Raw genomic sequence first — 26,388 nt, 5'->3', positions numbered from 1 at the left:
CGGCCGCTTCGGCCGGAGCAGACGGGACGTTCAGTAAACTTGTCGAATTCGATGCGGCACGCGCCATATCGATACGCTCCGTATGCATCTCCAGCAAATCACGAAAAGTCGCACCCCGACGACTTTACTTCTGGATCATCAGCCGCGCCCGACCGTCGCCCCTGCAGGAGCGACATACTGACGATTGATATCGCTGTGGTAGAATACAACCATAGCGAGCGATACGTCCGTGCCGCCAGCGAAGCCATTTTCAAGAGGCGGGTTTTTGATATGCGATTCGTTTCGATCATTGCCTTCCTCGGAACTGCATGCGGCCTCGTCGCGGTCACCACCGCGGGGCCGGTCGTCATGGGCGCGGCCGGGAGCGCTGCGGACAAGGCGTCGCACGTCCTGGAATCGACCAGGCGCCTGCTCGTGCCGGTCGGTCGCGAAGCCCCGACCTTCGGGTCGGATGCGCCAATGTTCCGCTACGCTTCGATCCAGCGCGGCAGCATCGAGCAGACCGTCACCGTCACCGGCGCCCTGCAGCCCGTCAAGACGATCGAGGTGGGTTCCCAGCTGTCCGGCCAGCTCGCCCGGGTCTATGTCGACTTCAACGACACCGTCGCCAGGGATCAGCCGCTCGCCTTGATCGACCCGCGCAGCTTTGCGGCCAAGGTCGACGAGGCCCAAGCCTCCCTGGCCGTCGCCAATTCCCTGGTCGACATCGCGCGGGCCAAGCTCGATCGCGCCAGGATCGACCTGGAGAACGCCAGGGGCAGCCGGGACGTGCTCGCCGCCAAGCTCGAGAGCGCCCAGGCGGTCAAGAGCTCGGCGCAGAAGACCCTGCAGCGGAAGCTGGCGCTCCAGTCGCAAAACGTCGTGGCGACGACGACAGTCGACGACGCGCAGACCGAGTTCACGGCACGTCTGGCCCAGGAGCGCGAGGCCGAGGTCTTAATGTCCCTCAACTCCTATTCGGTGGAGGGGGCACAAGCCGACGTCCGCCGCATCGAGGCGGAGTTGCAGCAGGCACGCATGGCCGTGCCCGAAAAGGCCGCCGTGCTCGCCGCGGCCCGGGCCGATCTGGACCGCACCGTCATCCGTTCGCCGATCGACGGCGTCGTCGTCGGCAGGTTCGTCAACGAGGGCCAGACGCTCGCAGTCGGACTGGAATCACGCACCACCTTCATGGTGGCGCACCGCCTGGAGGACATGGAGATTCACGCGCAGGTCGATGAAGCCGATATCGGCCGTATCGCTCCCGGGCAGCGCGCGCATTTCACCGTTGACGCCTACCCGGACCGCCGCTTCGAGGCCGTGGTGCGCCAGGTGCGCAAGGCGCCGCAGACCCAACAGCATGTCGTCACCTACACCGTGGTCCTGGCGACCTCCAATCTCGACGGCGCGCTGCTCCCCGGAATGACCGCGCTGGTGAAGATCGTGATCGAACGCCAGGACGACGTGCTGAAGGTGCCGCTCGCCGCGCTGCGTTTCCACCCGGCCGGCACGCGGCCGGACGCCACGGCACGCAGCGGCGTGTGGGTGCGCACCGCGAGCGGCGCGCTCCGGCACGTGGCCGTGACGGTCGGCGCAGCCGGCACCGAGCAGGTTGCGCTGCGGAGCGGAGACCTTGTCGAGGGCAGCCAGGTCGCCGTCGGCCAGGCCATCCGCCCGGCAGGCATGGAAATTCTCGGAATCAGGTTCGGGTCATGACCGCCTCTCCGCCCCTCATCCGCCTTCAGTCGGTCAGCAGGACCTATCGCACCGAGGGAGTCGCGGTGGCCGCCGTGCGCAATGTCAGCTTCGACATCGCGCAAGGCGAGATCGTCGCCGTGATGGGGCCGTCCGGCTCCGGCAAGTCGACGCTGATGAACATGATTGGACTGCTCGACCTGCCGAGCGAAGGGGCGGTCTACCTCCAGGGGGCCAACGTCGCCGAGCTCACGGAAGATCGCCGTTCGTCCTTGCGCGCCCGCAGCATCGGCTTCGTGTTCCAATCCTACAATCTGCTCGCGCGGCACGATGCGATCGAGAACGTCGCATTGCCGCTGGTCTATTGCGGCGTCGGTCGCAAGGAACGTCTGGCGCGCGCCGAGCAGCGCCTTCGGGACGTCGGCATGCTGCACCGGGCCCATCACTTCCCGCGGCAGCTCTCCGGCGGCGAGCAGCAGCGCGTCGCGATCGCGCGCGCATTGATCGCCTCCCCCCTGATCGTGCTCGCGGACGAGCCGACCGGCGCGCTCGACAGCCGCACCGGCGCCGAGATCCTGTCCCTGTTCGCCGCGCTCAACCGGACCGGCCAGACCATCGTTATGATCACGCACGATTCCGGCATCGCGACCCAGTGCCGGCGCACGATCCATCTGCATGACGGCGAGCTCGTCGGCGACAGGACGCCGGCTCCGATTCTGCCGAAACGGAGCGCTGCGTCATGACGATGCTCCAGGGCTTTCAGATCGCCTTGCACGCCTTGCGCCTCAATCTGCTGCGCAGCTTCCTCACCATGCTCGGCATCGTGATCGGCGTGGCCTCGATCGTGACGGTGTTTGCGATCGGGTCCGGCGCGCAGCTCCGTCTCCAGGAGCAGATCCGTTCGATCGGCGCCAACGTGCTGATGATCACTCCCGGCGCGGTCTACCAGGGCGGCGTGCGCCTCAAGGACGGCAGCAAGCTGACGATGACCGAGAGCGACGTGCAGGCCATTCTCGAGCAGATTCCGGAAATCCAGGCCGCGGCCGGCTCCATCGCCGGGACGGCGCAGGTTATCCACGAGGGCAAAAACTGGAACACGACGATCAACGGCACGACGACCGGTCACTTCATGGTGCGAGACTGGCAGCTGGCGACCGGGCGCTATTTCTCCGCCACCGAGGAGGCCGGTGCCGGCAAGGTCGTGATCCTCGGAAGCACGGTTGCGCGCGAGCTGTTCGCGCCAGGCGACGATCCCATCGGCACGCAGATCAGGATCATGAAGGTGCCGCTCGAGGTGGTCGGCGTTCTCGACCGCAAGGGCCCGGCGCAGGACGACGTCGCCTTCGTGCCGCTCACCACGGCCAAGCTGCGCTTTCTGGGCAGCGCAAGCAACATCAACCGCGACTCGGTCGCCTACATCATCGCCAAGGTGGCTTCGGATGGTCAGATGGCGGGGGCACGATCGGAGATCGAAAACCTGCTGCGGCAGCGCCATCGTATCCCCGCCGGCCAGGAGGACGATTTCAAGGTCCAGGACCCGGCCGCCGCCATGGAGGCACAGCAGGGAGCGATCCGCACCGTCGCGCTGCTGCTCGTTGCCATCGCCTCGGTCTCGCTCCTCGTCGGCGGCATCAGCATCATGAACGTCATGATCGTGTCGGTCACCGAACGCACGCGGGAGATCGGCATCCGCCGCGCGCTTGGCGGGCGAATGCGCGACATCCGCCTGCAGTTTCTCTGTGAAGCGCTCGTCCTCTGCCTGCTCGGCGGCGCCATCGGCGTCGCCGGCGGCATCACGCTCTCGATGACGGTGGCTCGCATGGCGGGGTGGATCACCTCGATCGACGGCCAGGCGATCGGCCTTTCCCTCGTCTTCTCCATCGCGACTGGCCTCATCTTTGGTTTTTATCCCGCCCATAAGGCATCAAAGCTGAGCCCGATCGAGGCGCTCAAGACGGAGTGAGGACATGCTGGGATGTTCGCATCAAGCAAAGGCCAGGGAGGCACTAGCCATGAGCTCGGATCCAAAGGATTTGATCACACCGACACCGCGCGAGCGGGAGCTGATGATGCTGATCGCGCGGGGGATGCAGAACAAGAACATCGCCTACGAGCTCAGTATCTCGGAAAATACCGTGCGGGCGCACATCGGCAACATCATGCGGAAATACCGGCTTCAGAACAGAACGCAGATCGCGATCGTGTTTGCATTGCACGCCGCGCCGTCGTCGCTTCGCCGTGATCTCGCCAAGGCCGAACGTTATCCGACGGCAACACAAAATCCACGGGCGCTAACCGCGCCGGATTGAGTGTTCCGGTCACAATCCCTTGCGTTGCCCGACGGGCAAAACACGCGAGCCCTAGGTCAACGCGCGGTAGCGAAAATATTTCACTTTGCCGAATTTCGGAATTGTCGTACATGTCGCGACAAACCCGGCCCAAGGAAGAGGGGCGTATCGCGATCGTCACGACACGCGGGCCGGACGGCGGTGGACGTGGGTCACACCGGCGCGAACAGCTTCGCAGGGCGGGCAACCGTGAGCGGACGCGTCGTGCCAGCGACGGGTGTGGTTTGCGTACGGCAAAATCGTGTGGTCCTGGCGCCCGGGGTCTGTGCGCCAAGTCTTGCGGTGATGTGGCGGCCCAACCGGACACGCGCATCAGTCATCCGCAAGGCGACGGGGGCAATAGTGCATCGCTCCCCGGGGAGAGCGCGACATAAGCCGTAAAACCACTGCGCAGGGAAGGCCGATTGCTTGGCTACACCTGTATGCCGCTGTGCAAATTCTTGTTGCCACCTTTCGCACAGTGGACCGCGGGTGCCCGGCCGGCATCCGGTCTTCCCTGCGCCCTCTTTCATGTGAGGGTGAGGCGACGGAAGCAAAGCTCGGGCGAAACAAGCCGCGAGGATGCGAAGGCGTGCCCTGCGAACGCAAGCTCTCGTGGCCCGGACTCTGCTCAGCACGAAGTGATGCGCTGCAGAGCCGGGGCCCAGAACCTTCGTGCACTGAATTTGCGACTGCATGGGTCCCGGCTCAGCGCAGCAACGCCAAAAGCGCGTTTACGCGCGTCTTCGACGCGCTATGGGCGTTGCAGCGCGTCCGGGACACGAGGCCACCTCGCCCCTGCCCTTCTTTGCGTGGCCTTCCGCTCTTGTAACAAGACTGTCATACAGCAAAACTAAACGATTGCCGGGGGCCGCGGGTCGCGGCCACGCCGCCTCACCGCAGGGAGAGATTTGATGCGCCGTTCACTGGTGTTGCTGTCCGCCGGACTGACCGTGCTGTCCACCGGACTTGCCTCCGCCCAGAACAACACGCCCCGCAACCTGATCCTGTTCATTCCCGACGGTCTTCGCGCGCTGAAGGTCACACCGGAGACGGCACCCGCAATGGCCGAGATCCGCGACAAGGGCGTCAACTTCAGGAACCCGCATTCGCTCTTCCCGACCTTCACCATGGCCAACGGCTCGGCGATGTCGACCGGCCACTATCTCGGCGACACCGGCGTGTTCTCCAACACGATCTGGACCAACTACACCTCCGCACCCGCAGGTGACACCGTCGTCCCCTTCATCGAGAACGACGCCGTGCTCGGCGACATCGACGAGCACTTCAAGGGCGACTACCTCAATGAAGAGACCATTCTGAAGATGGCCCGCGACAAGGGCCTCAGCACCGCCGCGATCGGCAAGGTCGGCCCGACCTACCAGTTCGACCACACCGACAAGGCTGAAAAGCCCGGCCCGCATTCGATGGTGTTCGACGACTCCACTGGCGGCAAGAACGGTGTTGCACTGTCGGACGAGGTGAAGGACGCCTTGACCAAGGCCGGCCTTCCGCTTGCCACGCCGCCACGCGGCGACAATTCCAAGGCGGGCGATGCCAAGACGCCGGGCACGACGGTCGCCAACGTCGCGCAGCAGGCCTATTTCGCGGACGTCGCCACCAAGGTGGTGCTGCCGATGTTCAAGGCGCGCAACAAGCCGTTCGTGCTGGTGTTCTGGTCGCGCGACCCTGATGGCAGCCAGCACAATACCGGCGACAGCCTCAACCAGATCAAGCCGGGCATCAATGGCCCGACCTCGATGGCGGGCATCAAGAACGCCGACACCAACCTCGCCCAGCTCCGAAAGGCGCTCGACGAGCTCGGGCTCGCCGCCTCGACCAACATCATCGTCTCGGCCGATCATGGCTTCTCGACCATCTCCAAGCAGAGCAAGACCAGCCCCTCCGTCAAGGTCAGCTATGACGACACGCCGAAGGATTTCCTGCCGATGGGCTTCCTGGCGCTCGACCTTGCGAAAGCGCTCGACCTGCCGCTGTTCGACCCCAACGACAAGAATGCGAAGGTCGAAGGCAACAGGCATCCCAAGGCCGGCAACGGCGTGCTCGGCAAGGATCCGACCAGGCCCGATCTCGTCGTCGCCACCAATGGCGGCTCCGACCTGATCTATCTGCCGAGCAAGGACAGGAAGCTGGCGGCGAAGACAATCAAGGCGCTGCTCGAGCAGGACTACGTCTCCGGCCTGTTCGTCGAGGACTCGCTCGGCCGCTTCCCCGGCACCCTGCCGCTGTCGAGCATCAATCTGCGCGGCAAGTCGGCGACGCCGACGCCGTCGATCGTCGTCAACTTCCGCTCCTATGCCAGCGATTGCGGCGAGGCGCCGACCAACTGCTCGGTGCAGGTCGCAGACACCGTGCTGCGCCAGGGCCAGGGCATGCATGGCAGCTTCAGCCGCGGCGACACCATGAACTTCATGGCCGCCATCGGACCGGACTTCAAAGCCGGCTATGTCGACGAGATTCCGGTCAGCAATGCCGACGTCGGCATGACGGCAGCCCAGCTGATGGGCCTGCGCGGTGCGCACAACGGCGGCCTCGTCGGCCGGGTGATGTCGGAGGCCATGCCCAACGGCATCGTGCCGAAGGCCTTTGTCGGCACGCTGAAGTCCAGGCCCGCGGAGGGTGGCCTCAGGACCGTGCTGAACTTCCAGCGCGTCGGCAGCCAGCGCTATTTCGATGCCGCCGGCTTCCCAGGCCGCACGCTGGGGCTCGAGCCTGATGCCGGCAAACAAAAAACGGCGGGGAAGTAGCCCGCCGTTCCCTCGCGTCCTCAAGTGACGCGCAAGATCTTACATGCCCGGTCTCTTACATCCCAATGTCGAACACGTTCGGCAATTGGCCCGCCAGAGGCAGTGCGGTGGCGCCCAGGAAGGTCGCCACCATCGCCATCAGGCGACGGTTGTTCTGGCGCTTGCCGCGCATCTGGCCGGCGATCCACTCCAGCATCTCGCTGTTGACCTTGGAGGCATAAGACGGCGCCCAGCTCTCGATCTCGGTGTCGGCCGACAGCGCCACGCTGCGCGGCGGCACCTTCAGGCCCGAGGCGCTCGCGGCATAGTGGGCGACCGCCTTGGCGAGCAGGTCGTCGAACCGGCCACTGTCGGTGCGCTCGGTGGCCGCCTCATTGATCTCGAACAGGACTTCGGCCTCGGTGCGGCTGACCGGCTGATCGTTGACGGCGGTCGCGGTGAGGATACGCATGCACCAGGCGGTATCGTCGGCATCGAGCGAGCGGGAAAAGTGGACGCGGCCCTTGGTGGTCGGGCCTTCGCCCGTGATGACGCCGTCGCGTACGATGGAGAGTGCATGAGCCGCAGTATCGCGGCAGGACGGTTCGAGGGACGACGACTCGGTAGGCTTAGGCGCAGCGGCGGACATAGTTCACTTCCAGATTTCTTCCGACGGCCAGCATTTTCATGCCGGCGTGAAGGGGTGGTTAACGATTCGATACGGGGATCGCGACTTTTCCAGATGGTTGCCAATTGGTCGCTGTCAGGACCATTTTGGTTCTGGGGCGCGCCGGGCGAGCGTGATGAAAGTCATAAAAGGCTTTATCGGGGCAATCGAGCCCGTGCTGCTCCGGTGGCGATGTTTCACAGCAGGCGCCGCTGTAACAGAAAGGTGCTGGGAAATCGGCCCTTCAAAGAAGGAATTCACATTTTACTTGAAGTGGTTCACATGGCGTTCACTTGGGTTCGCCAAGCCCCTATAATGACCGTGACGACCCAAGATCAATTCCCAAGCAAATTCAATGCGATGAGGTAGAACCATGACACTTCCGATCGGCGCCACCGCCCCCGACTTCGAAGCCGAGACCACCGAAGGGAAGATCAAGTTCCATGATTGGATCGGCAACAGCTGGGCGCTCCTGTTCTCGCACCCGAAGGATTTCACGCCGGTTTGTACGACCGAGCTCGGCGCTCTCGCCAAGTTGAAGCCGGAGTTCGACAAACGCGGCGTCAAGCTGATGGGGCTCTCGGTCGATCCGGTCGACAACCATGCCAAATGGTCGGAGGACATCAAGGAGACCCAGGGCGCCGCGCCGAACTACCCGATGATCGGCGACACCGATTACAACGTCTCGAAGCTCTACGGCATGCTGCCGGCCGCGATCTCGGGCGATCCCCTCAAGCGCACCGCCGCCGACAACCAGACCGTCCGCAACGTCTTCATCATCGGGCCGGACAAGAAGATCAAGCTGGTGCTGGTCTATCCGATGACGACGGGCCGGAACTTCCAGGAGATCCTGCGCGTCATCGACTCGCTCCAGCTCACCGCCAAGCATCGCGTCGCGACGCCGGCCGACTGGTCGCAGGGCGACGACGTCATCATCGCGGGCTCGGTCTCCAACGACGAGGCCAAGACGATCTACCCGCAGGGCTGGAAGGAGCCGAAGCCCTACCTCCGCATCGTGCCGCAGCCGAAATGACTTTTGGCGGTTGCGGATAGCAACCGCAAAAGTCATCCCGGGATGGTCCGAAGGACCAGACCCGGGATCTCGAGATTCCGGGTTCGGTCCTGCGGACCGCCCCGGAACGACTGTAGCGATTACGCCGTCCGCACGCGGTCCAGAAAACCGTCGACCTCGGCCTTCAGATGCAGGCTCTCGCCCGACAGCGCCCGGGCCGAGGCAAACATCCGGTTGGACGTCTCGCCCGTCTCGCTCGCGCCCTTGGCGGCGTGACGAATATTGACGGCGACATCGGCCGTGCCTGATACCGCCGCGCGAACGCTGGCAACGATGTTGTGGGTCGCACTCTTCTGCTGCTCGACCGCAGCCGAGATCGAACCTGCGATGCCGCTGATGCGCTCGATGGTCTGGCTGATAGCCTTGATGGCGGCGACCGATTCCTCGGTCGCGAGTTGCATGCTCTCGATCTGGCTCGAGATCTCGTCGGTCGCTTTCGCAGTCTGTCCGGCGAGCGTCTTGACCTCCTGAGCCACCACCGCGAAGCCGCGCCCGGCATCGCCTGCGCGCGCGGCCTCGATGGTGGCGTTCAACGCCAGGAGATTGGTCTGCTCGGCGATTGAGGTGATCAGCTTGACGACGTCGCCGATGCGCGCACCGGCTTCAGAGAGTTGCGCGATGCGCTGGTCTGTCGCCTCGGCCTGCCGCACCGCCTCGGCGGAGATCTCGTTGGATTCCTGCACCCGGCGGGTAATCTCGGAGATCGATTGAGACAGCTCGTCGGATGCCGACGCAGCTGAACGCACGTGCTCGGAGGCGCTTTCAGAAGCTCCCGCCGACTGCGCCGACAGATCGGCCGTGGAGCGCGCGGCGTCGGTGAGTTGCCGCGCGGCACGCTCGAACTCGCCCGACGATGCGAGCACCTTGTCGAGAATGCCGCCGACACTGCCGCGGAACCCCTCGACGAAGCTGCGCAGCTCCGCCTTGCGCTGCTCGGCCGCGGCAGTCGTTGCCGCCGCCTGTTCGCTGCGCAGGCGCGCCCGCTCCTGCGAATTGCTCTTGAACACCGCAACCGTGCGGGCGATCTCGCCGATCTCGTCGGCACGATCCTCGCATTCGATCGCGACGTCGCTCTCGCCGTTGGCAAGCGCAGTGAGCGAGCGCGTGACCGAGGTGAGCGGCCGGGTGATGCGGCGGACGACCAGCAAGGTCAGGGCCAGCACCAGAAGGGCGGCCAGCCCTGCGGCCGCCGCCATGCTCGAAATCGCCTGAGTCAGCATGTTCTCGTACTGGACCATCGGGATGCCGACATAGAGAATGCCGGCGACCTTGCCGGTCGAGTCCAAAATCGGAAAATAGGCGGTCATGAACGTCTTGCCGAACAGCGTGGCCGGCCCCTTATAGGCTTCGCCACGGCGCAGCGCGGCCTGCCCCGGATGATCGGCGGCAAGCTGGGTGCCGACGGCGCGGTCGCCGTTTTCCTTCTTCACATTCGTGGAGCGGCGAACAAACTGGCCGTTCGTCGCGTCGAACACGAACAGGGTCGCATTGCCGCCGACATAGGACACCGCGCGATCGACGATGGCATGGTCCTTGAAGTCGGGCATCTTGGGGATTTCCGCGCGCACGACTGCGCCGTCCTGGACCGTGATCTTGGCCTCGGGAACGGTCTCCGCGAACGCCAGCGCCAGCGTGCGCAGGCTGACGTCGATGTCGCGGAGCGCGCGATCATTGAAGGCGGAGGTGAGCGACCAATAACCGGAGCCGACCACGAGCCCCGTATTCATGGCGATCAACAGCACGGCGCACAAGACAGCCTTGGTGCCCAGCTTGAACTGCGGCAGGAACTTCGAAGCTTTGAACATGGATGGAATGACCCCGGTAATTCCTGCATAATCGTGCAACAGGCTTACGGCGGCATTAACGACCATCATACCGCTGCAGGCGGCACGCCTTTCCAAATCGTAAACGAGGACACCCCCTGACCGCGCCAAACGTGCCGCCCATCATCGTCTGGTTTCGTGACGATCTCCGCCTGTCCGACCACCCCGCCCTGCACGCCGCCGCGGAGACTGGAGCGCCGGTGGTCTGCCTCTACGTGCTCGATGAGACGACCGGGCGGGCACCGGGTGGCGCGGCGCGCTGGTGGCTGGCGCAGTCGCTGCGGGCGCTCGAGGCCGAGATCGCCGAGCGCGGCGGATCGCTGGCCCTGCGAAGGGGACCGGCCGCCAGGGTTATCCCCGAGGTGGTGCGCGAGAGCGGCGCCCGCGCCGTCTACTGGAACGGGATTGCCCAGGCGCCGCATCGGTGGGTTGAACGAGCGCTTGAATCGGCGCTGGCAAAGCTCGGAGCAGACTCGCAAAATTGCCCCGGCGATTTGCTCGTCCCACCCTCGGCGATCCGCAACAAGGACGGCCGGAGCCTGCGCGTGTTCACACCATTCTGGCGGCGCGTGCTGTCGCTCGGCGATCCGCCAAAGCCGCTGCCCGCACCGAAGGCGCTGCGCCCTGCAGCAAGGATCGCCGGCGATCGCCTGGAGAGCTGGAAACTCGAGCCGGCCAAACCCGATTGGGCGGGTGGCCTGCGCGAGGCATGGGGTCCCGGCGAAGCCGCAGCACGAGGCCGCCTCCGCGACTTCCTCAAGCGCACCGCATGCGTCTATGCCGGCGACCGCGACCGCCCGGACCGGGAGGGCACCTCGCGGCTCTCGCCGCACTTGAGGTTCGGCGAACTCAGCCCTCGCCAAGTTTGGCACGCCGCGCGATTCGCCGCGGCCGAAGATCCGACGCTCGGGCCGGGCATCGAAAAATTCCTGAGTGAGCTCGGCTGGCGCGAATTCTGCCGTCATCTCCTCCACGACCATCCCGACCTCGCCACCGCGAACTTGCAAACCAACTTCGATGGCTTCCCCTGGACGCACGATGACAAGGCGCTCGCTGCCTGGCAGCGCGGGCGCACCGGCTATCCGATCGTCGATGCCGGTCTGCGCGAGCTCTGGCACACCGGGGTGATGCACAACCGGGTGCGGATGGTGGTCGCCTCCTTCCTGGTCAAGCACCTGCTGATCGACTGGCGCGAGGGGGAAGCCTGGTTCTGGGACACGCTGGTCGATGCGGACCCCGCCAGCAATCCCGCCAACTGGCAGTGGGTCGCCGGCTGCGGTGCAGACGCAGCGCCCTATTTCCGCGTGTTCAATCCGGTGCTCCAGGGCGACAAGTTCGATCCGGACGGCGCCTACGTTCGGCGCTGGGTGCCGGAACTGAAGAACCTGCCGGCCAAGCTGATCCACCAGCCCTGGCAGGCAACGCCGATCGAGCTTGCGAGCGCGGGCATCACGCTCGGCAAGACCTATCCGCAGCCGATCATCGATCATGCCAGGGGACGCGAGCGTGCGCTCGCCGCCTACGCAAAGATCCGCAGAGGTTGAGCGCCGCTTTGACACAATTTCGAAACCCGCTATCGTCATCGCCTCAATCAAACCGTGGGGGACGATATGGACGACGAAAAGCCGATCACCGAACAGGCGATGGACACGATCACCAGCGCCGTCGATGCAACCAAGGACGCGGCGGTCGCCGCCGTCAAGCAAGTCAGGAAAGCCGCCAAGAAGGTCGCGAAGAAAGTAGGCCCGAAGAAGACGTCCAAGAAGAAGGCGAAGACGTCCTCAAAGAAGGCGGCCAAGAAGACCGCGAAGAGGGCCGGCAAGACATCTGCGAAAAAGGGCGTCAAGAAAGCCGGCAAGAAGAAGAAGGCCAAGAAGGCGAAGCGCTGATCACGACGCTCAGAACAGGTCTCCCGGAGTGGACATCCGCCTGGAGACCTGCCCCACGATACGCGACCCTTCCGCGCGGCGGCCCGGCCGGTCCAGCCGACCACGAACGTGCCGCGCTCAGCAGGGATGTATCCCAGCGCCGCGCTCTGTCCGCCTAAAGCGCGATACGATTAGAATGAATCGTCATCGCGCTTTGGGTTGTTGTTTAAGCATGATCTTTTCGAAAAACCGCTGCGCACTTTTCCGGATCATGCTTTAAGAGCGCCGGTTGACGACGAACACCGCCGCCGCGCACATCGTCATCCCGGCAATCGCCAACGCATCGAGCCTCTCGCCGAACAGCAGATAGGCCATCAGCGCGGTGACGGCCGGCACCAGGTAGAACAGGCTCGCGACCGAGGTTGCTGCGGCGTGGCGGATCAGCCAGTACAACAGCCCGATCGAACCGATCGAGAGCGCCACGGCGAGCCAGGCGAGCGCGAGCACGAACTCCTGTGTCCAATGCACCACCCGGTCTTCGAACAGGAATGCTCCGATCGCGAAGAAAATTGTGACGGCAACGTATTGCACGAGATTGCCGGCTCGCCAGTCGATGTGGTTGCAGTAGCGGCGCTGATAGAGCGTACCGAGCGTGATGCTGATCAGCGAGACCACCGAGGCAAGCCAGCCGAGCCCTGCTTCGCCGGTCATGGGGCGGTTGTGCAGGATCAGCACGACGCCGCCGAGGCCGAGCACGAGCCCGGCCCATTGCACCGGCGTCACCCGCTCGCCGAGCCAGCGATTGGCAATGGTCGAGGTCAGGATCGGCTGAAGGCCCGGAATCAGCGCGGAAAGGCCGGCCGGAATCGAATGCGCGATCGCGATTGCGGTGCCGCCGAGATAGAAGCCGTGGACGAGGATGCCGGCGACCGCGCTGTGTGCAATGCCGGCGCGATCGGGCCATTTCGGCCGCGCGATGCCTGCGATGATCGCCATCAGGCCGACCACGATCGCCATGCGGATGGCGAGATAGGTCAGGGGATCGGCATTGTCGACGACGTATTTGGTGCCGATGAATCCGGTGCTCCAGAGCAGCACGAACAGGATCGGCGCCGCGCGGGCGGTCAGGGTTTCTTGATTTTGGTTCATTGCCGCCTCATTGCCTCAGTGGAGGCCATACGGCAATGCGAATTCGTCCCGACGATGCTGCGCTGCGACGGGCAGCAGTGGTCTGGTTCAGCCGTTCACCATTCGTCCGGACAGGGGTCGATGATCTTCCAGAGCTCGACGCCGTTCTTGATCTTCTTCATGTCGGTGGTGAGCCCGCCATTGCGGCGAATCCAGTCCTTCACCTTGTCGGGGTAGTAGGACATTAGATCGGAGGTGCCTTCGGCACTGGTGACCTTGATGCCGAAGGTGAACGCCTTGTCGTAATAGGCCTGATGGAAGCCGAGGCTGGCGCGAGGCGTCACGCAGATCTTGTTCATCGGCACGATGCCGAGCACGAGCGTGCAGGCCGAATTGCAGATGCCGTCGATGATGACGCGCTCCCCCTTCTCGCGAACGCGCTTGTATTTGGCCTTGTACTCCTCGACATAGCCGCCATGGTCGCGGGTGATGTGCAGCTCGGCGCGCGCCGGAGTAGCGGCGACGGAGAGCAACAGCAGGCTCAGAAGCGTGATGCGCATGGCGAGGTGACGGCGATGGCCTTCAGGAATGGACCGACCTCGAAGGACCCGCAAAACGATCCCAGGGGCCGGCGACGGGATTCTTATCCAAATACTCTTTGGTCATACTTGTGTGGGGAATTCATTAAGCATCCCGAAAAGGCCAAAAATGGGCAGCTTTCGACCCTATGTCCGGCAATTCTGTCACACCCACCCGAAAATCTGCGGGATAGGCCGTGATTTCGGGCCTCCGGAGCGATGCCTGACCGCCCGAAATTGCTATAAAATGACTGACCTATTCGAGCAGGTTCCGGAGAATCGAGATGAGCAAGTTGACGCTTGTAGCCGCGGTTGCGGCCCTGACGGCTGCAATCCTGGCCCCTGGCCACGCGGACGCGCGCGGACATCACCGGTACCACCGCTCCTACGTCAGCCCGCTGCCCTACCCGATCAGCTATCTGCACAATTACGGACCCGGCATCACCCCCGGCACCTTCGCCTATTACGACGGCCCGTCGACCAACCACTGCTACCGGAGTGCATCCGCTTATATCGGCCAGGACGGCCGGCGGCACCCCTGCTACTGAGGCGCCGCGCCCTCTTTCGGCACCTATTTCGCAGCGCCCGACATCAGCAATTGCTTCTCGATCTCGTAGACCGGCAGCTTGACGAGATCCTTCGCGACCTCTCCCCGAAGCGCCTTGCGCACGACGTCCGAATAGTCGGTGCGGATCATGCCGAGCGCGCGCGGTGAGGCCACCATGGTCAGGGCCTTGGTCTCGCCGGAGCTGACGGCAGCATCGAGCCGGTCGGCCAGCTCCCGCAAGAAGGCACGCTCGGCCTCATCGTGCCAGTCGGTCTGCTCGACCGAGCTGCGCGACCCGCCGGCTGCCGGATGCAATCGGCCTGGCGCATCGCTGCCTTGCGCGGTGGTCGACGGGTTGGGCTGCTCGCGCACCTCTCTGGTGTGGAGATTCGGAAACATCTCGTCGCCGAGGTTCTCCAGAATGAGCGCCTTGCGACCGTCACACACGACCAGCCAGTCACCCTTGTCCATTCTCATCTTGTCCATCACAACCTCTCATTGTCATTTGCAGGCGCAGCATCCGGCATCAGAGCTGTTCTTCGAATTCCTCGAATGACTTGCCGAATTGCGCCATCGCCTCTTCCAGATAGTCGGCGAGCATGGGCGTGCCGATCAGGTAGTCGGCGGTGCGCTGGTTGTGGGCTTGCGCGGCCTGACCGCGCAGTTCGCGCCAATCGGAGAGATCGCCGTCGCCGCGGCCGAGCCAAGTCAGCGCCACGAGATCGATCTGCTCGTCGACATTGAGATCGCGGATGAAGCCCGCAAGCTCCGCGCGATCGGTGGTATGGCCGCGTCCGCCGCGGCCATAGCTCGCGTCGTCGTCGCCGGAGTCCAGGATGACGCCACCCCCGGCCGCTTCACTATCGGAGCGACGCGATTTCGAGATGACGAAGAAGACCTTCTCCGGCGAGATCGACAGATTTGGAATGTCTCGCATCCAGCTCACCTTGCCCGGCAGCAGGCACCACGCCACTGCCATTTCAGCAACTTTAAGAGCCAGGGCAGACCTGTGAATTGCGCAGGATCAAGGTTTAAGGCACGGCATGAACCTACAGCCAAAGCCAGCTGACAGGCTGAGAGCGGGGCTGGCCAGCGTGCTGAAGGTTGGTTCATCAGGATTACATTTCGGTTCCGCCACAATTTGATCAGAACAACTTCGATATCCTGCATCGCGTAAGCGGAGGAAGACATCATGAATCTCAAGATTGGCATCGTCGCCGCGTCCCTGTTCGGCGGCCTCGTGGGATCGTCGGCGGCATTCGCCATGCCCATCGCGCCCGCACCTGCGACACCGCAGCTCTCCGGCGTCGAACAGGTCCGCATGGTCTGCAACGCCTGGGGGCGCTGCTGGTGGCGCCCGAACTACTACGGGTATTACGGGCCGCGGCCATACTACGGCCCGCGGTATTATGGGCCGCCGCGCTATTACGGTCCACGCTACTACGGTTATCGCGGCTATCGCCGCTGGTGACGTTTGAAGGGGCCTTCGGGCCACTTCGCTTTTGCGAGATCGTGCCTTGCGTGGCTGCACTGCCTGCGGCCGTTTCAAATCCGATCCAGATCAAGGATGAAATCTTTCGATGCCATTAGGCATGAACAAGTAGGCGCGGTCGAAGGACGCAGCAGCAGGAGGAACGGAGCTTTGCGCCCTTCGCCTGTCACGCGAGCATAAGGCAGCATTTTCATCGACCTCGCCTCCGGCGCACCGCCGAGGACTTGACGGACTTCGTGGCATGATGTCCGCAATACTACGGCCTGGAATCCGGTTTACTGAAACGCGATGTTTCGCCATTGATTGCGATGCATCGACGTTCATTTGATTGTTTCATTTCAGCGGCCGGCCAGAACCATGTTGTTCGACAACCTCGCTCCCTCCTCCGCGTTGCAACTGGTCGGCTTTTCCGACATCGATGCGTTTCGGCCGATCGAGACGATGGAAGATGCGAGAAGCATTCCGCTCGACATCCCGAACTTCGCGGCGGCCCGCGCCGTCGTCTCCCTGCCGGCTTGCCGCATCATCATGACGAGATCGTTCGCACGCATCCTCGACACCGCCTATCGCATGCCGGGCGGGATGGTGATCCTGTCCATGACCGACGACCTTCGGGTCAACTTCAAGGGAATGGATCTCGACGCCGGCTTCTTCGTTGCGCTCCGCGGCAACGATGAGTGCCATTTCGTCGAACCCCGGACCAATCATCATGCGATGATCATCTTCTCCCCCGAGTTGAGAGACCGGGGCTGGTTCGACCTCGCCGACGATTTGCGGGCCCATGTCGCGAACCGGCCCGCCCTGCTCCACACGCGACAACTCCTGCTCGACATCCTGCGAACCGCGTCAGTGCAGCCGCGCCTGTTCGAAACCACCGAAGTTGCGGCCCATCTCCAGGAAGGCCTGCTGCTCGCGCTCGACGATTTGTTTCGGATCGATTCGATGTCGGATCGGAGCGCCCCGGTCCAGGGCGAGCGGGCGATCAAGCTCGTGCAGCGCATCGACGATTACGTCGCGACCTATCCGACCGCGCCGATCTACACCGCCGATCTCGCCAGCGAGTTCGGCGTCTCGGTCCGGACGCTCGGCGGCGCCGTCAGCAGAGTGCGCGGCATGAGCCTGCACCAGTACATTCGCCTGAAGAGGCTGTGGGCGACCCGCGCCCGCCTCCTCAAGGGCGGCGGCATCACCGTTGCCACCTGCGCACGCGCCCACGGCTTCCACCATCTCGGTGAGTTTGCCGCAGCCTATCGCGCCACCTTCCACGAGGCGCCCTCCGACACGCTGGCACGCGGCCGGCGAAGCGGTATCCCGGCAGGCTGATTGACGTCGCAGGCCGTCGCGACGGTGACCCGGCATCAGCGCCGTTTCCGAACATGTCTGGAACAACCGACAACCCGTTCGGCACGAGGTTGTCACCCATGTCTCAGGTACGTTCTGTTACCTATGTGTCCGGGCTGGACACTGGACAAATCGCAGAGTGGCGCGCTCGGAAGGATTCGAACCTCCGACCCTCGGAATCGAAATCCGATGCTCTATCCAGCTGAGCTACGAGCGCCCTGGCCCGGTACCGGGCCACCCTAAATTCGCCCGACAGGTGCTGGTCAGGAAGCAGCACGGCGGACGGCGTTCGGGTCGCTTCGAATTAGCAGAGAGGCCGGCCAATAAAAAGCCCTACCCGCCCCCTTCGAGGCGGATCGAAGGCGCTGTCACCAGGTCATGTTGAAGAGGCCGAAATGCGGCTGCTGAGCGACCAGCATCGGCCGGCCGGGCTGCGGCGCGTGATGCGCCCTGACGATCTTGCGCTTGGGCTGAGCCTGCACCGGAACAGCCTGAGCCTGAGGATTTTGAGGCTGAGTGGCCCCGGACTTTCTGGCCGCGGCATTTTCGGCCTTCGGTGCCGGCGTGAACTGCGCGAAGGTCTCGCGCACCCGCGTCTTGGCCGACATCTCAGCCAAAGCCGGCGGCAGGCCCTCCTGGACCGGCGGCCGCGGAGCCGCAACGGAGGCGGTCTTCACCTCCGGTGCGGCAATCGTCGGCTGGCTGGTGTCGAGCACGACTCGCTCGGGCAGGTGCCGATCGGACCGAATGCGGATCAAGGGCTGGTCGTTGCTCGCGGTCGCGACGGCTTCTGCGACGGGTGCCGCCGGGAAAACGAAATTTGCCGCGAACAGCAGTGCGAGCAAGGCTCCACCGACAAAAACGAAATACCTAAGGATGGGCATAGCCGCGCTCCGCCCCCCGCATCCCCGCGTGGGCTCTCTGCCTCAACAGGCGATCTCTCAATTGGTTCCTGGCCCAGCCATTCGGTTCAAATGGCGACGCTTGGTTTTTTGGCCAAGATCCGCGGAGGGTAACTTTTCCGCTACCGGAACACGTTGCCCTTAGACGCGGCGTGCCGCAACCAGCGAACATTTCGCCTGATCGGCATTCACGTTGACGAAGCCGACGGAAATACGTGCAAAGGTCTTGCGGCTCTTCATGCTAACCGGATCCGTCAGTACGCGGCTGCGGTCGGTAAGATGACTGCCGTCGCGCCGCGTAAAGGCGCAGACGATCTCGACATCCTTTACGGCATAATCATTGTCGTTTCGCAGCGTGAACGTCACCAGGGCTTTGGAGCCAAGGCCGCCGCGGCGCCAGGTCTGCGATGAAATCCTGAGATGGCCGAGATCTGCCGTTGCCGGTGCCTGAGCTTCGGACGCCGGCGGCACCACCGCGGACGCATCCCCCGAAGGAGCTGCCTCAACAGTCGCGAGCTCCGGCCTCATCGGCTCAGCACTATTGCCTTTGGAAAGAGGCAGCAGCATCCAGATGCCGCCCCCGACGACGATTGCCGCCAGCAGCCAAAGAAGGCTGCGGCCAAACGAGACGCTCGCGATCGTTACGGCCCGCGCCAGTCGCTCGCCGGTCCCGGCGAAGCGTCCCAATCCGATCCGGTCGAGCCTGGCGTTCATGATTGCACCACCGATCGCGGCCGAAGCGCCATCAACGGCGGATTCGGTCACTGCTTACCTTAATCCGGCAGACGAATTAAGGTTCCCCTGTGGTTGCGAGTCGGCAGCGATGGTGGCGATGACCGGCGCGGGCCGCTAACATGCGCTGCAACATCGAAGACCGCGTCGGGAGAACCTGAAATGCCAGTCGTCACTTGGGATCACGTCCATCTGCGCAGCCCCGATCCAGAGGCCACGGCGGCCTGGCTGCGGGACATCCTTGGTGGCGAGATCGTACGCGCGCCGGGACGGATCGACGTGAACCTCGGCGGGGCCAGGATCTTCATCGCACCGCTCGAGGGCGACAGCGCCGTCAACCCGCCGCCTCCGCACCCGCATCAGGGGCTCGACCATTTTGGTCTGACGGTGAAGGACATCGACGCTGTCGCCGCCGAGATCAAGGCCAAGGGCGTCACGTTCACGCGCGAGCCGACGACCATCCGGCCCGGCGTACGCATCTGCTTCATCCGCGGCCCCGAAGGCATCTCCATCGAGCTGCTCGAGCGCGACAAGAAATACACCTGACGTAGCGCAACGCGTGCCGCCTCAGGCATCAGCCGACCGGGGCGGTTAAGTCATGCTACCGGGCATAAAGCAGCGGATGGTGACGCCCATGTAGCCGTAGATCGGCCAGACCATGGTGCGCCCCACCCGGTTCGGCTCCGAGATCACGGCCTCCTCGGGCACGTCGACCCAGACGAGCTCCTGCTGCTGGCCGTCGAGCGTGTAGCCATAGCGCGGGACGCGGACGCGATAGTGCCCGTCCTTGCTGTCCCAGTCGGAATCGGAGAGCGCCGAACCGTCGGCATCGGAGCAGCAAGGCCCCTTGCCGCTGCGCAGACCGTCGAACCATGCCTTCAATTCGGCATTGGTGTTGACGAACTGGCCGCGGTCACGCGCGTGCCCGAAGGGAGCCGCGAGCGCAATCAGGCCCGAGGCGCACACCAGCCTTGTCACCCTTCGCCAGCGTGTGGTGCTGCCAATCCGCCGTTGTTCGCTTCTGCAATTCGTGGGACGCGCACTGCATAGACGCGGCTCATCGCCGCCGGAATCGATCCAGTTGGTCACGTTCGTCTTGCTCCAGCACCCCGCGGCCAGTGCAACAATGATTATGCATTTTGCGGGCCAACTCTGATTCGCAACGGCGGGCCTCGCTTCATCATCAGAGCGCCATGACGGCGCCACGCACAAGCCGGGACAACTACGGCTCGCCGCTGCACGCTACCGCGTCCCGGCCGGCAAACTGCCGCGTTGCGCGAGAGGGTGCGCTTTGGCATAAAAGCCGGACCGGTTACGCCATCGGGCGAAGGCGGCCGGCCTACGGGACGTTATGAAGAACGGCCTCTATTCAATTCACGTGACCCTGCTCGATGGGCGAGCCGGCAAGGGCAGCGGCGTGATTCTTTTCCGCGACGGCAAGATTCTGGGCGGCGACGCCTACCTCTATTACACCGGCAGCTACACGGTGAAGGACAACAAGACCTTCAAAGGCGAGGTGCTGGTGCAACGGCACACTTCGCCTCGGGGCGATGACAATCCGCTGTTCGGTGGCCCCGCCCCAGTCGGCATCGGCGTCAGCGGCACCTACACGGAGACGCGCGCGGAGATGACGGGCACGGCGCTGGTCGGCAAGGCCAGCCTGATCTTCGGCGCCACCCTGCATAGGCTCGCAGACGTCGATTAGGATCGGCTATTCCGCCGCCTGCTCGAGCGGCGCCACGCGCGGCAGGATGATCTGGATGCGTGTGCCGCCGCCCGGCTCGGAATCGAGATCGAGCCGCCCGCCGAGCCGGTTCGTCACGATGCTGTAGACGATGTGCAGCCCGAGGCCGGTGCCGCCCTGGTCGCGTCGCGTCGTGAAGAACGGATCGAAGGCACGGCGACGGACGTCGAGCGACATGCCGCAGCCATTGTCGGAGAAGATGATCTCGACATTGTCCTTGCCGGACTCGCGCACCTGGATCTCGACGGTCCCAGGCCGGCCGTCCGGAAAGGCGTGCGCCACCGAATTGAGAAACAGGTTGGTCAGCACCTGGCCGTACGGACCGGGATAGCTGTTCATGGTCAGATCCGGCTGGCATTCGACGTTGAGGGTCAGATTGTGCTTGCGCAGGCCCGGTCGCAGGCTCATCACCACCTGCTCCGTGAGATCACCGAGATCGAAAGTACGCTGATCCGAATAGTTGCGGTCGGCTGCGACCTGCTTGAACGACTGGATCAGCTCGGCGGCACGATTGAGATTGGAGACGAGCTGCGAGGATGCATCGCGGCTGGTACCGAGGAAGTCGTTGAGCGTGGAGCGGCGCAGTTCGCCGCGCTCGACCTCGGCCGTGAACATCGCGGTCTTGCGCTCCAGCGCGGAGGCGACCGTGAGGCTGATGCCGACGGGGTTGTTGACCTCGTGGGCGACACCGGCGACCAGGCGCCCGAGCGCGGCGAGCTTCTCCGCCTCGATCAGTGAAGCCTGCGTCTCGCGCAGATTGCGCAGCGCCGTCTCGGCGGCTTCCTTGGCCTTGCGCATCTCCTGCTCGCCGCGCTTGCGCTCGCCGATGTCGAGCGCGACGGTCACGATCCGCTCGATCTCGCCCTCGGCATCGAGCAGCGGCAGCTTGTTGACCAGCCATTGCCGCATGTTGCCGGCCGCGTCCTTGTACTCCTCCTCGTAGAAGCCGAGCCCCTTGCGGAGCTTGAGCACACGCTTGTCGTTCTCGTCGGTCTTGGCCGCGCCATAGCGCGACATCAGATCGGCCGTGGTGCGGCCGAGCGCGTCGCCCGGCTCGATGCCGAAGATGCCCGCCATGTAGCGGTTCATCAGCACGTAGCGCAGCTCGCGGTCCTTGACGTTGATCACCGCCGGCACGGTGTCGATGACCTGCTGAAGCAGGCGCCGGCCTTCGGCGATGGCATCTTCCGCGCGCTTCTGGTCAGTGATGTCGCGCAGCGTGCCCTCGTAGCGGACGATGTTGCCCTGCTCGTCCCGCACGCCCGTGGCGCTGTCGGAGAGCCAGAGGATGTCGCCGCTGCGCTGGCGCACCTGGTACTCGAACTCGCGCACCATGCCGTCGCGCGCCATCAGCCGCTGGTATTCGGCACGCGCCTCGGGATGGACGTAGATCGTGTGGGCGATGTCGTTGATGCTGTCGATCAGCTGCTGCGGGCTGTCATAGCCCATCATTCGCGCCAGCGCCGGGTTGGCGTTGAGGAGGTCACCGGCCGGAGTCGTCACATAGATCCCGTCGACCGAGCCCTCGAACAGCTTGCGGTAGCTTTCTTCGGCGAGGCGCTGCTCGGTGAGCGCGCGCACCGCCGCCTCGCGCGCCGTGTCGGCCTCTTCCAGCGCGCGGCGGAACACTTCGGCGGCTCGCGCGATGTCGCCGATCTCGTTGTCGAGGTCGGCGGACGGAATCGACGTGTCCTTCCGGCCGGCCGCAAGCGCGCGAATGGATCGCGCGATCTGGGCGAGCGGACGCACCGTCCTGCGCACGACAAACAGCGCAGCGCCGATGCCGATCAGCACGCCGATCGTACCGAGCACGATGCTCTGCCATCGCGCCTCAGTCAACGTACGGGCAAAATCGCGCGACAGCACGTGGCCGCGCCGATCGCTGACCTCGCGCAGCAATTCGGTGACGCGGCCGATCAATCGGCCCTCGGTTCCCAACACCTCGCGATCGATATCGGCGATCTGCCGCTCGCGGACGGCCACGGCCATGATGGCCTCGGCATAGTCGTTCACGGCCGACTTCAGCTTCGTATCGCCAATATCAAGCGCCCGCATCCCCTGCGCGGCCTGCTCGGCTGCGGACGGGTTGCGCGCGAGCAGCCCGAGCGCGATCCGGCTCTGCGCCTCGGTCAGACGGGACGCCAGCTCGCGGTCGGCAGTGCCTGCGACGGCTGCATTGAACCGCTCGCGCAGCGGCGGCAGGCCGGCGAGCAGTTGGGCGCGGCGGTCGATCAGGGTCGAGATCCGCTCCAGGCCGTTGCGATAGGTCGCAAGCCGCTCGGTGACTCCGTCGATCATGTCCTGCTGCTCGGGCGCGAGCTCGATGCGGGTCTTCTTGAGGATGTCGCTCAGGGTCGATGCCGCCTCGCCCACCTGCTGGAACTGGATGCCGGCGCCGGGGTCCGTGACGAAGTCGCGCGCGGCAAGGCGCAACTCGTTCATGCGACGATCGATATCCTCGGCGAGGTCTCCGACGCTCTGGAGCCGCTGCAGCTCGGCAAAGGTCGTGTCGATGTGCCGGATCGCGATCACGCTCGCGGTCGAAGTGACGATGATCACCGCCAGCACCAACAGAAAGCTGCCGAAGGTGAGCTGACCGATGGAGAGCGAGAATGTTCGCCTTTTCTCAGGGGGCGGCGTCAATTCGGCGGACATTGGTGGTTTGGGGACCGGGCTGCTGGAGACCCAATATACGACGTATTGCCGCCCGGGGGGAACATGCCTCGGGACACGGAATATCCTTAAATATCGGGACCGACCGCCCTCGTCAGCCTCGGCCCTGGGACGGCTTGACGCCGGCTGGCCTGCGGGCCGGGATGGTCATGGCGGCAACGCCGAAGACGACGCAGGCAAGTCCGATCCGGGCGGTCCTGCTCATGGCCCGTCCCGTCCTTCCACGATGGACGGAACCTAGCGCGAGCGCGGTCTCAATAATTCGGCCGGCGTCGAAGTGTTCTAGCCGACCGCCCCCACCTCGAACACTTCGCCGTCGTAGCCGGCTTCGCGGGGGATGCGGAGCTGGCGGCCGGTTTCGGTCTTGGTCATGACCGGCATCACCGTGACGATGGACAGGCCGCGGGCATGCTCGAGTGCCGCGCTCACGTTTGGCTGCTTCGCAAGCCGGATCAGATTGCGCGTGGTCGGGAACGGCAGCTTGAAGCGGCCGCTCTCACCACCCTCGACCGCTTCGCGCGGCGACACCCAGATCGAATCCGTGGACTCGCGGCCGTCATGGGCGCCGAGTTGATCGGGCGGAGCTGCCGCGAGGAAGAACCAGGTGTCGAAGCGCTTCGGCATGCCCTCCGGCGTGATCCAGTGCGCATAGGGCACGAGCGTGTCCAGCGCGAGCTGGAGACCGTTGCCGGCCAGAATGTCGAGGAAGCTGATCTTGTGCTCGTTGAGCGCGACGCGATGCCTATCTGCGATCTCGCCGGCGCGTCCGGCATCGACCGGCGTGCCTGCGTTCTTCGACCGGGCCAGCAGGATGCCGCTTTCCTCGAAGGTCTCGCGGATCGCGGCGATACGAAATCCGCGGTCCGCTTCGCTGAGGCCCTCGCCGCCCGAATACAGGTCCGAGCGCGCGACGATCTCCTGATCGCCGGCATCGACGCTGCCGCCCGGAAACACCAGCGCGCCCGAGTTGAACTCGATCTGATGATGGCGGACCATCATGAAGACCTCGACCTCCTGTGCGCCATCACGGAGCAGGAGGATCGTCGAAGCCGGGCGTGATGCTGATGTCTCGGCCATGCGACTAGCCCGCGGCGCTGGATTGCGGGCCGAGATTGGCACGCTTGTCGAAACGGGCGACGCGCGACAAGAGGTAGTCGACCTCGGCCTTCGCTGTTGCCGTCATAGTCGCGCCGGGCTTGCGCTGCGCGCTGGAAGCGATGATGCCGCGCTTCTGCAGCACGTATTTGCGCACGGTGAGGCCGACGCCAGGCTGCTGCTCGTAGCGGATCAGCGGCAGATGCGCGTCGAAGATGTCATGCGCGGCGTCGCGCTTGCCGGCCTTGGAGAGGTTCACGACGTCAATCAGGAGCTCCGGGAAGGCGTAGCCGGTCATCGCGCCATCGGCACCGCGCTCCATCTCGAAGTCGAGGAAGGTGCCGCCATTGCCGCAAAGGATCGAGAGCGGGCGCAGCGAGCCATCCTTCTGGAAGCCGCGCAAGGTCGAGATCTTCTCGAGGCCCGGCCAGTCCTCGTGCTTGAGCATCACGCAGTTCGGATTGTCCATAACGATCTTGCGGATCACGGCGGGGGTGAACACCACCTGCAAGGTGAGCGGATAGTCCTGGAGCACCCAGGGCACATCCGGGCCGATCGCCTCGGCAGCCTGCTTGAAATAGCCGACGATCTGGTCGTCGGTGCGCAAGCTCGGCGGCGGCGCGATCATCACGCCGGCTGCGCCCGCCTCCATCGAGGCCTTTGCAAGCGAGCGCATGGTGGCAAAGCCCGGCGCGGAGACCCCAACGATCACCTGCATCTTCTTGGCGCGCTTGACGTAGCGCACCGCCACCTGCTCGGCTTCGGTGGCATCGAGCTTGGGGGCCTCGCCGAGGATGCCCAGCACCGTGACGCCGTCGCAGCCGACCTCCTCGTAGAAGTCGGTCAGGCGGTCGATCGAGCGCTCGTCGATCCGGCCGTCGTCGTGGAACGGCGTCGGCGCGATTGCGAAGGTGCCCTTGGCGTCGGCGGTGAGTTTCATAAGTGCTCTATCCTCTCATTCGTCATTCCGGGGCGATGCGACAGCGTCGAACCCGGAATTTCGAGATTCCGGGTTCGTGCTTCGCACGCCCCGGAATGACAGAAAAGCTAAAACCTCCGCGCCCCCATCTTGATCTGCTCCTCGGAGAAGAAGATCTCCTTGGCGTGATCGACGATGTCCTGGGCCTTCCAGCCCGAGTGCGGAGGCTTCCAGCCTTCCATTTCCATCATCCGCATTTCGCGCACGCCGCGGGGCCCGGACACGCCCAGCACCTTGCCGGTCTGGTCGCCCGACAAATCGCTCACCATGTATAGCACGGCCGGCGCGATGCCGTCCGGCCCGAGCGCTGCCGAGGGGTTCTCCTTATAGCGGGGCAGGTCTGCGGTCATGCGGGTCAGGGCGCCCGGGGCCAGGGTCCAGATCCGGATGTTGTATTTGCGGCCCTCGATCGCCAGCACGTTGGAGAGGCCCCAGATGCCGCCCTTGGCCGCGCCGTAATTGGTCTGGCCGAAATTGCCGATCAGGCCCGAGGTCGAGGAGGTGTTGACGATGACGCCGCCGCCGTTTTCCCGCATCCAGCGAAACACCGGCAGGGTGCAACAAAAGGTGCCCTTCAGATGGACCTTGATGACCTTGTCCCAATCGGCCTCGGAGGCCTTGGCAAAGGTCTGGTCGCGGAGGATGCCAGCATTGTTGACCAGGATATCGGCCCGGCCGAAATGCTTGATGGCATCGTCGAACACCGACTGGCCGCCCTCCATGGTGGAGATATCGGCGCCGTTGGCGACCGCCTTGCCGCCCTCGGCCTTGATGGCGTCGACGACCTGCTGGGCCATCGAGGTGTCGGCGCCGGAGCCGTCGCGGGGTCCGCCAAGGTCGTTGACGACGACGGACGCCCCTTCCCGCGCGAACAGTTTGGCGTAGGCCTCACCCAATCCCCCGCCCGCGCCGGTGATCAGCGCAACCTTGCCGTCGAGTAGTCCCATGGTGGCTTCTCCCTGTTTGTTTTTATTTCTTGCGTGTCCCGGACGCGATGCA

At 64.5% G+C, this 26,388-nt stretch carries 26 protein-coding genes and 1 tRNA gene; 13 read left to right on the top strand and 14 right to left on the bottom strand.

From position 1 onward, the window contains the following. Positions 1-270: 270 nt before the first annotated feature. The 5 genes from XH87_RS33680 (at position 271) to XH87_RS33660 (ending at position 6,769) form a co-directional block, all read left to right on the top strand. Positions 271-1,695: an efflux RND transporter periplasmic adaptor subunit gene (locus tag XH87_RS33680; protein ID WP_271590524.1), complete on the top strand. Its 1,425-nt coding sequence runs from the start codon at positions 271-273 to the stop codon at positions 1,693-1,695. Next, on the top strand, positions 1,692-2,417 hold the full coding sequence (locus XH87_RS33675) for an ABC transporter ATP-binding protein (RefSeq protein WP_271590523.1): 726 nt from the start codon (positions 1,692-1,694) through the stop codon (positions 2,415-2,417). Before XH87_RS33680 ends, XH87_RS33675 begins: the two co-directional genes overlap by 4 nt. Continuing rightward, entirely contained in the window at positions 2,414-3,637 is a 1,224-nt protein-coding gene (locus tag XH87_RS33670) for an ABC transporter permease (protein ID WP_271590522.1), read from the top strand. The genes XH87_RS33675 and XH87_RS33670 overlap by 4 nt, the downstream gene beginning before the upstream one ends. A 103-nt stretch (positions 3,638-3,740) precedes the next feature. Continuing rightward, positions 3,741-3,983: a response regulator transcription factor gene (locus tag XH87_RS33665; RefSeq protein WP_244429688.1), complete on the top strand. Its 243-nt coding sequence runs from the start codon at positions 3,741-3,743 to the stop codon at positions 3,981-3,983. A gap of 932 nt (positions 3,984-4,915) precedes the next feature. After that, positions 4,916-6,769: an alkaline phosphatase family protein gene (locus XH87_RS33660; protein WP_271590521.1), complete on the top strand. Its 1,854-nt coding sequence runs from the start codon at positions 4,916-4,918 to the stop codon at positions 6,767-6,769. Between the two features lie 55 nt (positions 6,770-6,824). Here XH87_RS33660 and XH87_RS33655 read toward each other — a convergent pair whose 3' ends face one another. After that, the gene (locus tag XH87_RS33655; protein ID WP_271590520.1) at positions 6,825-7,397 is read right to left on the bottom strand and encodes a hypothetical protein; all 573 of its coding nucleotides are present in this window, start codon (positions 7,395-7,397) and stop codon (positions 6,825-6,827) included. 391 nt (positions 7,398-7,788) lie between these two features. On the opposite strand from XH87_RS33655, the gene XH87_RS33650 reads away from it, so the two are divergent. Then, positions 7,789-8,448, top strand: a complete 660-nt coding sequence (locus tag XH87_RS33650; RefSeq protein ID WP_035709692.1) for a peroxiredoxin — start codon at positions 7,789-7,791, stop codon at positions 8,446-8,448. 119 nt (positions 8,449-8,567) lie between these two features. Here XH87_RS33650 and XH87_RS33645 read toward each other — a convergent pair whose 3' ends face one another. Next, positions 8,568-10,292, bottom strand: a complete 1,725-nt coding sequence (locus XH87_RS33645) for a methyl-accepting chemotaxis protein (protein ID WP_271590519.1) — start codon at positions 10,290-10,292, stop codon at positions 8,568-8,570. Between the two features lie 170 nt (positions 10,293-10,462). Here XH87_RS33645 and XH87_RS33640 point away from each other — a divergent pair, with 170 nt between their 5' ends. Both XH87_RS33640 and XH87_RS33635 read left to right on the top strand, forming a co-directional pair. Beyond that, positions 10,463-11,854: a cryptochrome/photolyase family protein gene (locus XH87_RS33640; protein WP_271590929.1), complete on the top strand. Its 1,392-nt coding sequence runs from the start codon at positions 10,463-10,465 to the stop codon at positions 11,852-11,854. 66 nt (positions 11,855-11,920) lie between these two features. Further along, positions 11,921-12,199: a histone gene (locus tag XH87_RS33635; RefSeq protein ID WP_271590518.1), complete on the top strand. Its 279-nt coding sequence runs from the start codon at positions 11,921-11,923 to the stop codon at positions 12,197-12,199. 255 nt (positions 12,200-12,454) lie between these two features. Here XH87_RS33635 and XH87_RS33630 read toward each other — a convergent pair whose 3' ends face one another. Together XH87_RS33630 and XH87_RS33625 are read right to left on the bottom strand one after the other, a co-directional pair. Beyond that, positions 12,455-13,327: a DMT family transporter gene (locus XH87_RS33630; RefSeq protein WP_035709682.1), complete on the bottom strand. Its 873-nt coding sequence runs from the start codon at positions 13,325-13,327 to the stop codon at positions 12,455-12,457. A 95-nt stretch (positions 13,328-13,422) separates the two neighbouring features. After that, the gene (locus tag XH87_RS33625) at positions 13,423-13,866 is read right to left on the bottom strand and encodes a hypothetical protein (RefSeq protein WP_035709681.1); all 444 of its coding nucleotides are present in this window, start codon (positions 13,864-13,866) and stop codon (positions 13,423-13,425) included. Between the two features lie 302 nt (positions 13,867-14,168). Here XH87_RS33625 and XH87_RS33620 point away from each other — a divergent pair, with 302 nt between their 5' ends. After that, on the top strand, positions 14,169-14,432 hold the full coding sequence (locus XH87_RS33620) for a hypothetical protein (RefSeq protein WP_271590517.1): 264 nt from the start codon (positions 14,169-14,171) through the stop codon (positions 14,430-14,432). A 23-nt stretch (positions 14,433-14,455) separates the two neighbouring features. On the opposite strand, the gene XH87_RS33615 is transcribed toward XH87_RS33620, so the two are convergent. Together XH87_RS33615 and XH87_RS33610 are read right to left on the bottom strand one after the other, a co-directional pair. After that, a complete protein-coding gene (locus XH87_RS33615) occupies positions 14,456-14,917 on the bottom strand; it encodes a host attachment protein (protein ID WP_035709674.1) in 462 nt (153 codons plus the stop codon). Between the two features lie 40 nt (positions 14,918-14,957). Further along, a complete protein-coding gene (locus XH87_RS33610) occupies positions 14,958-15,410 on the bottom strand; it encodes a DUF3775 domain-containing protein (RefSeq protein WP_442868331.1) in 453 nt (150 codons plus the stop codon). Between the two features lie 213 nt (positions 15,411-15,623). Here XH87_RS33610 and XH87_RS33605 point away from each other — a divergent pair, with 213 nt between their 5' ends. Beyond that, a complete protein-coding gene (locus tag XH87_RS33605) occupies positions 15,624-15,902 on the top strand; it encodes a hypothetical protein (RefSeq protein WP_271590516.1) in 279 nt (92 codons plus the stop codon). A 378-nt stretch (positions 15,903-16,280) separates the two neighbouring features. Next, complete coding sequence (locus XH87_RS33600) at positions 16,281-17,246, top strand: AraC family transcriptional regulator (protein WP_271590515.1); 966 nt, start codon at positions 16,281-16,283, stop codon at positions 17,244-17,246. 158 nt (positions 17,247-17,404) lie between these two features. Here XH87_RS33600 and XH87_RS33595 read toward each other — a convergent pair. The 3 genes from XH87_RS33595 to XH87_RS33585 all read right to left on the bottom strand — a co-directional run bounded on the left by XH87_RS33595 (position 17,405) and on the right by XH87_RS33585 (position 18,880). Continuing rightward, a tRNA-Arg gene (locus XH87_RS33595) sits at positions 17,405-17,481 on the bottom strand. A gap of 151 nt (positions 17,482-17,632) precedes the next feature. Continuing rightward, the gene (locus XH87_RS33590; RefSeq protein WP_271590514.1) at positions 17,633-18,148 is read right to left on the bottom strand and encodes a hypothetical protein; all 516 of its coding nucleotides are present in this window, start codon (positions 18,146-18,148) and stop codon (positions 17,633-17,635) included. Positions 18,149-18,307: 159 nt separating this feature from the next. Then, entirely contained in the window at positions 18,308-18,880 is a 573-nt protein-coding gene (locus tag XH87_RS33585; protein ID WP_271590513.1) for a hypothetical protein, read from the bottom strand. Between the two features lie 180 nt (positions 18,881-19,060). Here XH87_RS33585 and XH87_RS33580 point away from each other — a divergent pair, with 180 nt between their 5' ends. Further along, positions 19,061-19,444, top strand: a complete 384-nt coding sequence (locus tag XH87_RS33580) for a VOC family protein (protein WP_200455535.1) — start codon at positions 19,061-19,063, stop codon at positions 19,442-19,444. Between the two features lie 45 nt (positions 19,445-19,489). Here the strand turns inward: XH87_RS33580 and XH87_RS33575 are convergent, their stop codons facing one another. Next, on the bottom strand, positions 19,490-19,987 hold the full coding sequence (locus tag XH87_RS33575) for a hypothetical protein (protein ID WP_271590512.1): 498 nt from the start codon (positions 19,985-19,987) through the stop codon (positions 19,490-19,492). Positions 19,988-20,249: 262 nt separating this feature from the next. Here XH87_RS33575 and XH87_RS33570 point away from each other — a divergent pair, with 262 nt between their 5' ends. Next, entirely contained in the window at positions 20,250-20,603 is a 354-nt protein-coding gene (locus XH87_RS33570; protein ID WP_035709663.1) for a GrlR family regulatory protein, read from the top strand. Between the two features lie 6 nt (positions 20,604-20,609). On the opposite strand, the gene XH87_RS33565 is transcribed toward XH87_RS33570, so the two are convergent. From XH87_RS33565 to XH87_RS33550, 4 genes are all read right to left on the bottom strand, one after another. Beyond that, positions 20,610-23,297, bottom strand: coding sequence for a PAS domain S-box protein (locus tag XH87_RS33565; protein WP_271590511.1), 2,688 nt, complete (start codon positions 23,295-23,297; stop codon positions 20,610-20,612). Positions 23,298-23,597: 300 nt separating this feature from the next. Next, positions 23,598-24,392 (bottom strand): NUDIX hydrolase, encoded by a 795-nt coding sequence (locus tag XH87_RS33560; protein ID WP_271590510.1) that lies wholly within the window; start codon positions 24,390-24,392, stop codon positions 23,598-23,600. 4 nt (positions 24,393-24,396) lie between these two features. Then, entirely contained in the window at positions 24,397-25,350 is a 954-nt protein-coding gene (locus tag XH87_RS33555) for a dihydrodipicolinate synthase family protein (protein WP_158667718.1), read from the bottom strand. 107 nt (positions 25,351-25,457) lie between these two features. Next, positions 25,458-26,336 carry an SDR family oxidoreductase gene (locus tag XH87_RS33550; RefSeq protein ID WP_271590509.1) on the bottom strand — a complete coding sequence of 293 codons (879 nt, stop codon included), beginning with the start codon at positions 26,334-26,336 and terminating at the stop codon, positions 25,458-25,460. Between the last annotated feature and the right edge of the window lie 52 nt (positions 26,337-26,388).

Origin of the sequence: Bradyrhizobium sp. CCBAU 53415, from assembly GCF_028128735.1 — a bacterium.
Classification (GTDB): domain Bacteria; phylum Pseudomonadota; class Alphaproteobacteria; order Rhizobiales; family Xanthobacteraceae; genus Bradyrhizobium.
The sequence above is the reverse complement of the archived record's forward strand: the minus strand, read 5'-3'. Positions and strand labels throughout refer to the sequence as shown.

Coding starts and splice junctions, on each gene's coding strand:
- XH87_RS33680 (WP_271590524.1), top strand. CDS start 271: ATGCGATTCGTTTCGATCATTGCCTTCCTCGGAACTGCATGCGGCCTC.
- XH87_RS33675 (WP_271590523.1), top strand. CDS start 1,692: ATGACCGCCTCTCCGCCCCTCATCCGCCTTCAGTCGGTCAGCAGGACC.
- XH87_RS33670 (WP_271590522.1), top strand. CDS start 2,414: ATGACGATGCTCCAGGGCTTTCAGATCGCCTTGCACGCCTTGCGCCTC.
- XH87_RS33665 (WP_244429688.1), top strand. CDS start 3,741: ATGATGCTGATCGCGCGGGGGATGCAGAACAAGAACATCGCCTACGAG.
- XH87_RS33660 (WP_271590521.1), top strand. CDS start 4,916: ATGCGCCGTTCACTGGTGTTGCTGTCCGCCGGACTGACCGTGCTGTCC.
- XH87_RS33655 (WP_271590520.1), bottom strand. CDS start 7,397: ATGTCCGCCGCTGCGCCTAAGCCTACCGAGTCGTCGTCCCTCGAACCG.
- XH87_RS33650 (WP_035709692.1), top strand. CDS start 7,789: ATGACACTTCCGATCGGCGCCACCGCCCCCGACTTCGAAGCCGAGACC.
- XH87_RS33645 (WP_271590519.1), bottom strand. CDS start 10,292: ATGTTCAAAGCTTCGAAGTTCCTGCCGCAGTTCAAGCTGGGCACCAAG.
- XH87_RS33635 (WP_271590518.1), top strand. CDS start 11,921: ATGGACGACGAAAAGCCGATCACCGAACAGGCGATGGACACGATCACC.
- XH87_RS33630 (WP_035709682.1), bottom strand. CDS start 13,327: ATGAACCAAAATCAAGAAACCCTGACCGCCCGCGCGGCGCCGATCCTG.
- XH87_RS33625 (WP_035709681.1), bottom strand. CDS start 13,866: ATGCGCATCACGCTTCTGAGCCTGCTGTTGCTCTCCGTCGCCGCTACT.
- XH87_RS33620 (WP_271590517.1), top strand. CDS start 14,169: ATGAGCAAGTTGACGCTTGTAGCCGCGGTTGCGGCCCTGACGGCTGCA.
- XH87_RS33615 (WP_035709674.1), bottom strand. CDS start 14,917: ATGGACAAGATGAGAATGGACAAGGGTGACTGGCTGGTCGTGTGTGAC.
- XH87_RS33610 (WP_442868331.1), bottom strand. CDS start 15,410: ATGGCAGTGGCGTGGTGCCTGCTGCCGGGCAAGGTGAGCTGGATGCGA.
- XH87_RS33605 (WP_271590516.1), top strand. CDS start 15,624: ATGAATCTCAAGATTGGCATCGTCGCCGCGTCCCTGTTCGGCGGCCTC.
- XH87_RS33600 (WP_271590515.1), top strand. CDS start 16,281: ATGTTGTTCGACAACCTCGCTCCCTCCTCCGCGTTGCAACTGGTCGGC.
- XH87_RS33590 (WP_271590514.1), bottom strand. CDS start 18,148: ATGCCCATCCTTAGGTATTTCGTTTTTGTCGGTGGAGCCTTGCTCGCA.
- XH87_RS33585 (WP_271590513.1), bottom strand. CDS start 18,880: ATGAACGCCAGGCTCGACCGGATCGGATTGGGACGCTTCGCCGGGACC.
- XH87_RS33580 (WP_200455535.1), top strand. CDS start 19,061: ATGCCAGTCGTCACTTGGGATCACGTCCATCTGCGCAGCCCCGATCCA.
- XH87_RS33570 (WP_035709663.1), top strand. CDS start 20,250: ATGAAGAACGGCCTCTATTCAATTCACGTGACCCTGCTCGATGGGCGA.
- XH87_RS33565 (WP_271590511.1), bottom strand. CDS start 23,297: ATGTCCGCCGAATTGACGCCGCCCCCTGAGAAAAGGCGAACATTCTCG.
- XH87_RS33560 (WP_271590510.1), bottom strand. CDS start 24,392: ATGGCCGAGACATCAGCATCACGCCCGGCTTCGACGATCCTCCTGCTC.
- XH87_RS33555 (WP_158667718.1), bottom strand. CDS start 25,350: ATGAAACTCACCGCCGACGCCAAGGGCACCTTCGCAATCGCGCCGACG.
- XH87_RS33550 (WP_271590509.1), bottom strand. CDS start 26,336: ATGGGACTACTCGACGGCAAGGTTGCGCTGATCACCGGCGCGGGCGGG.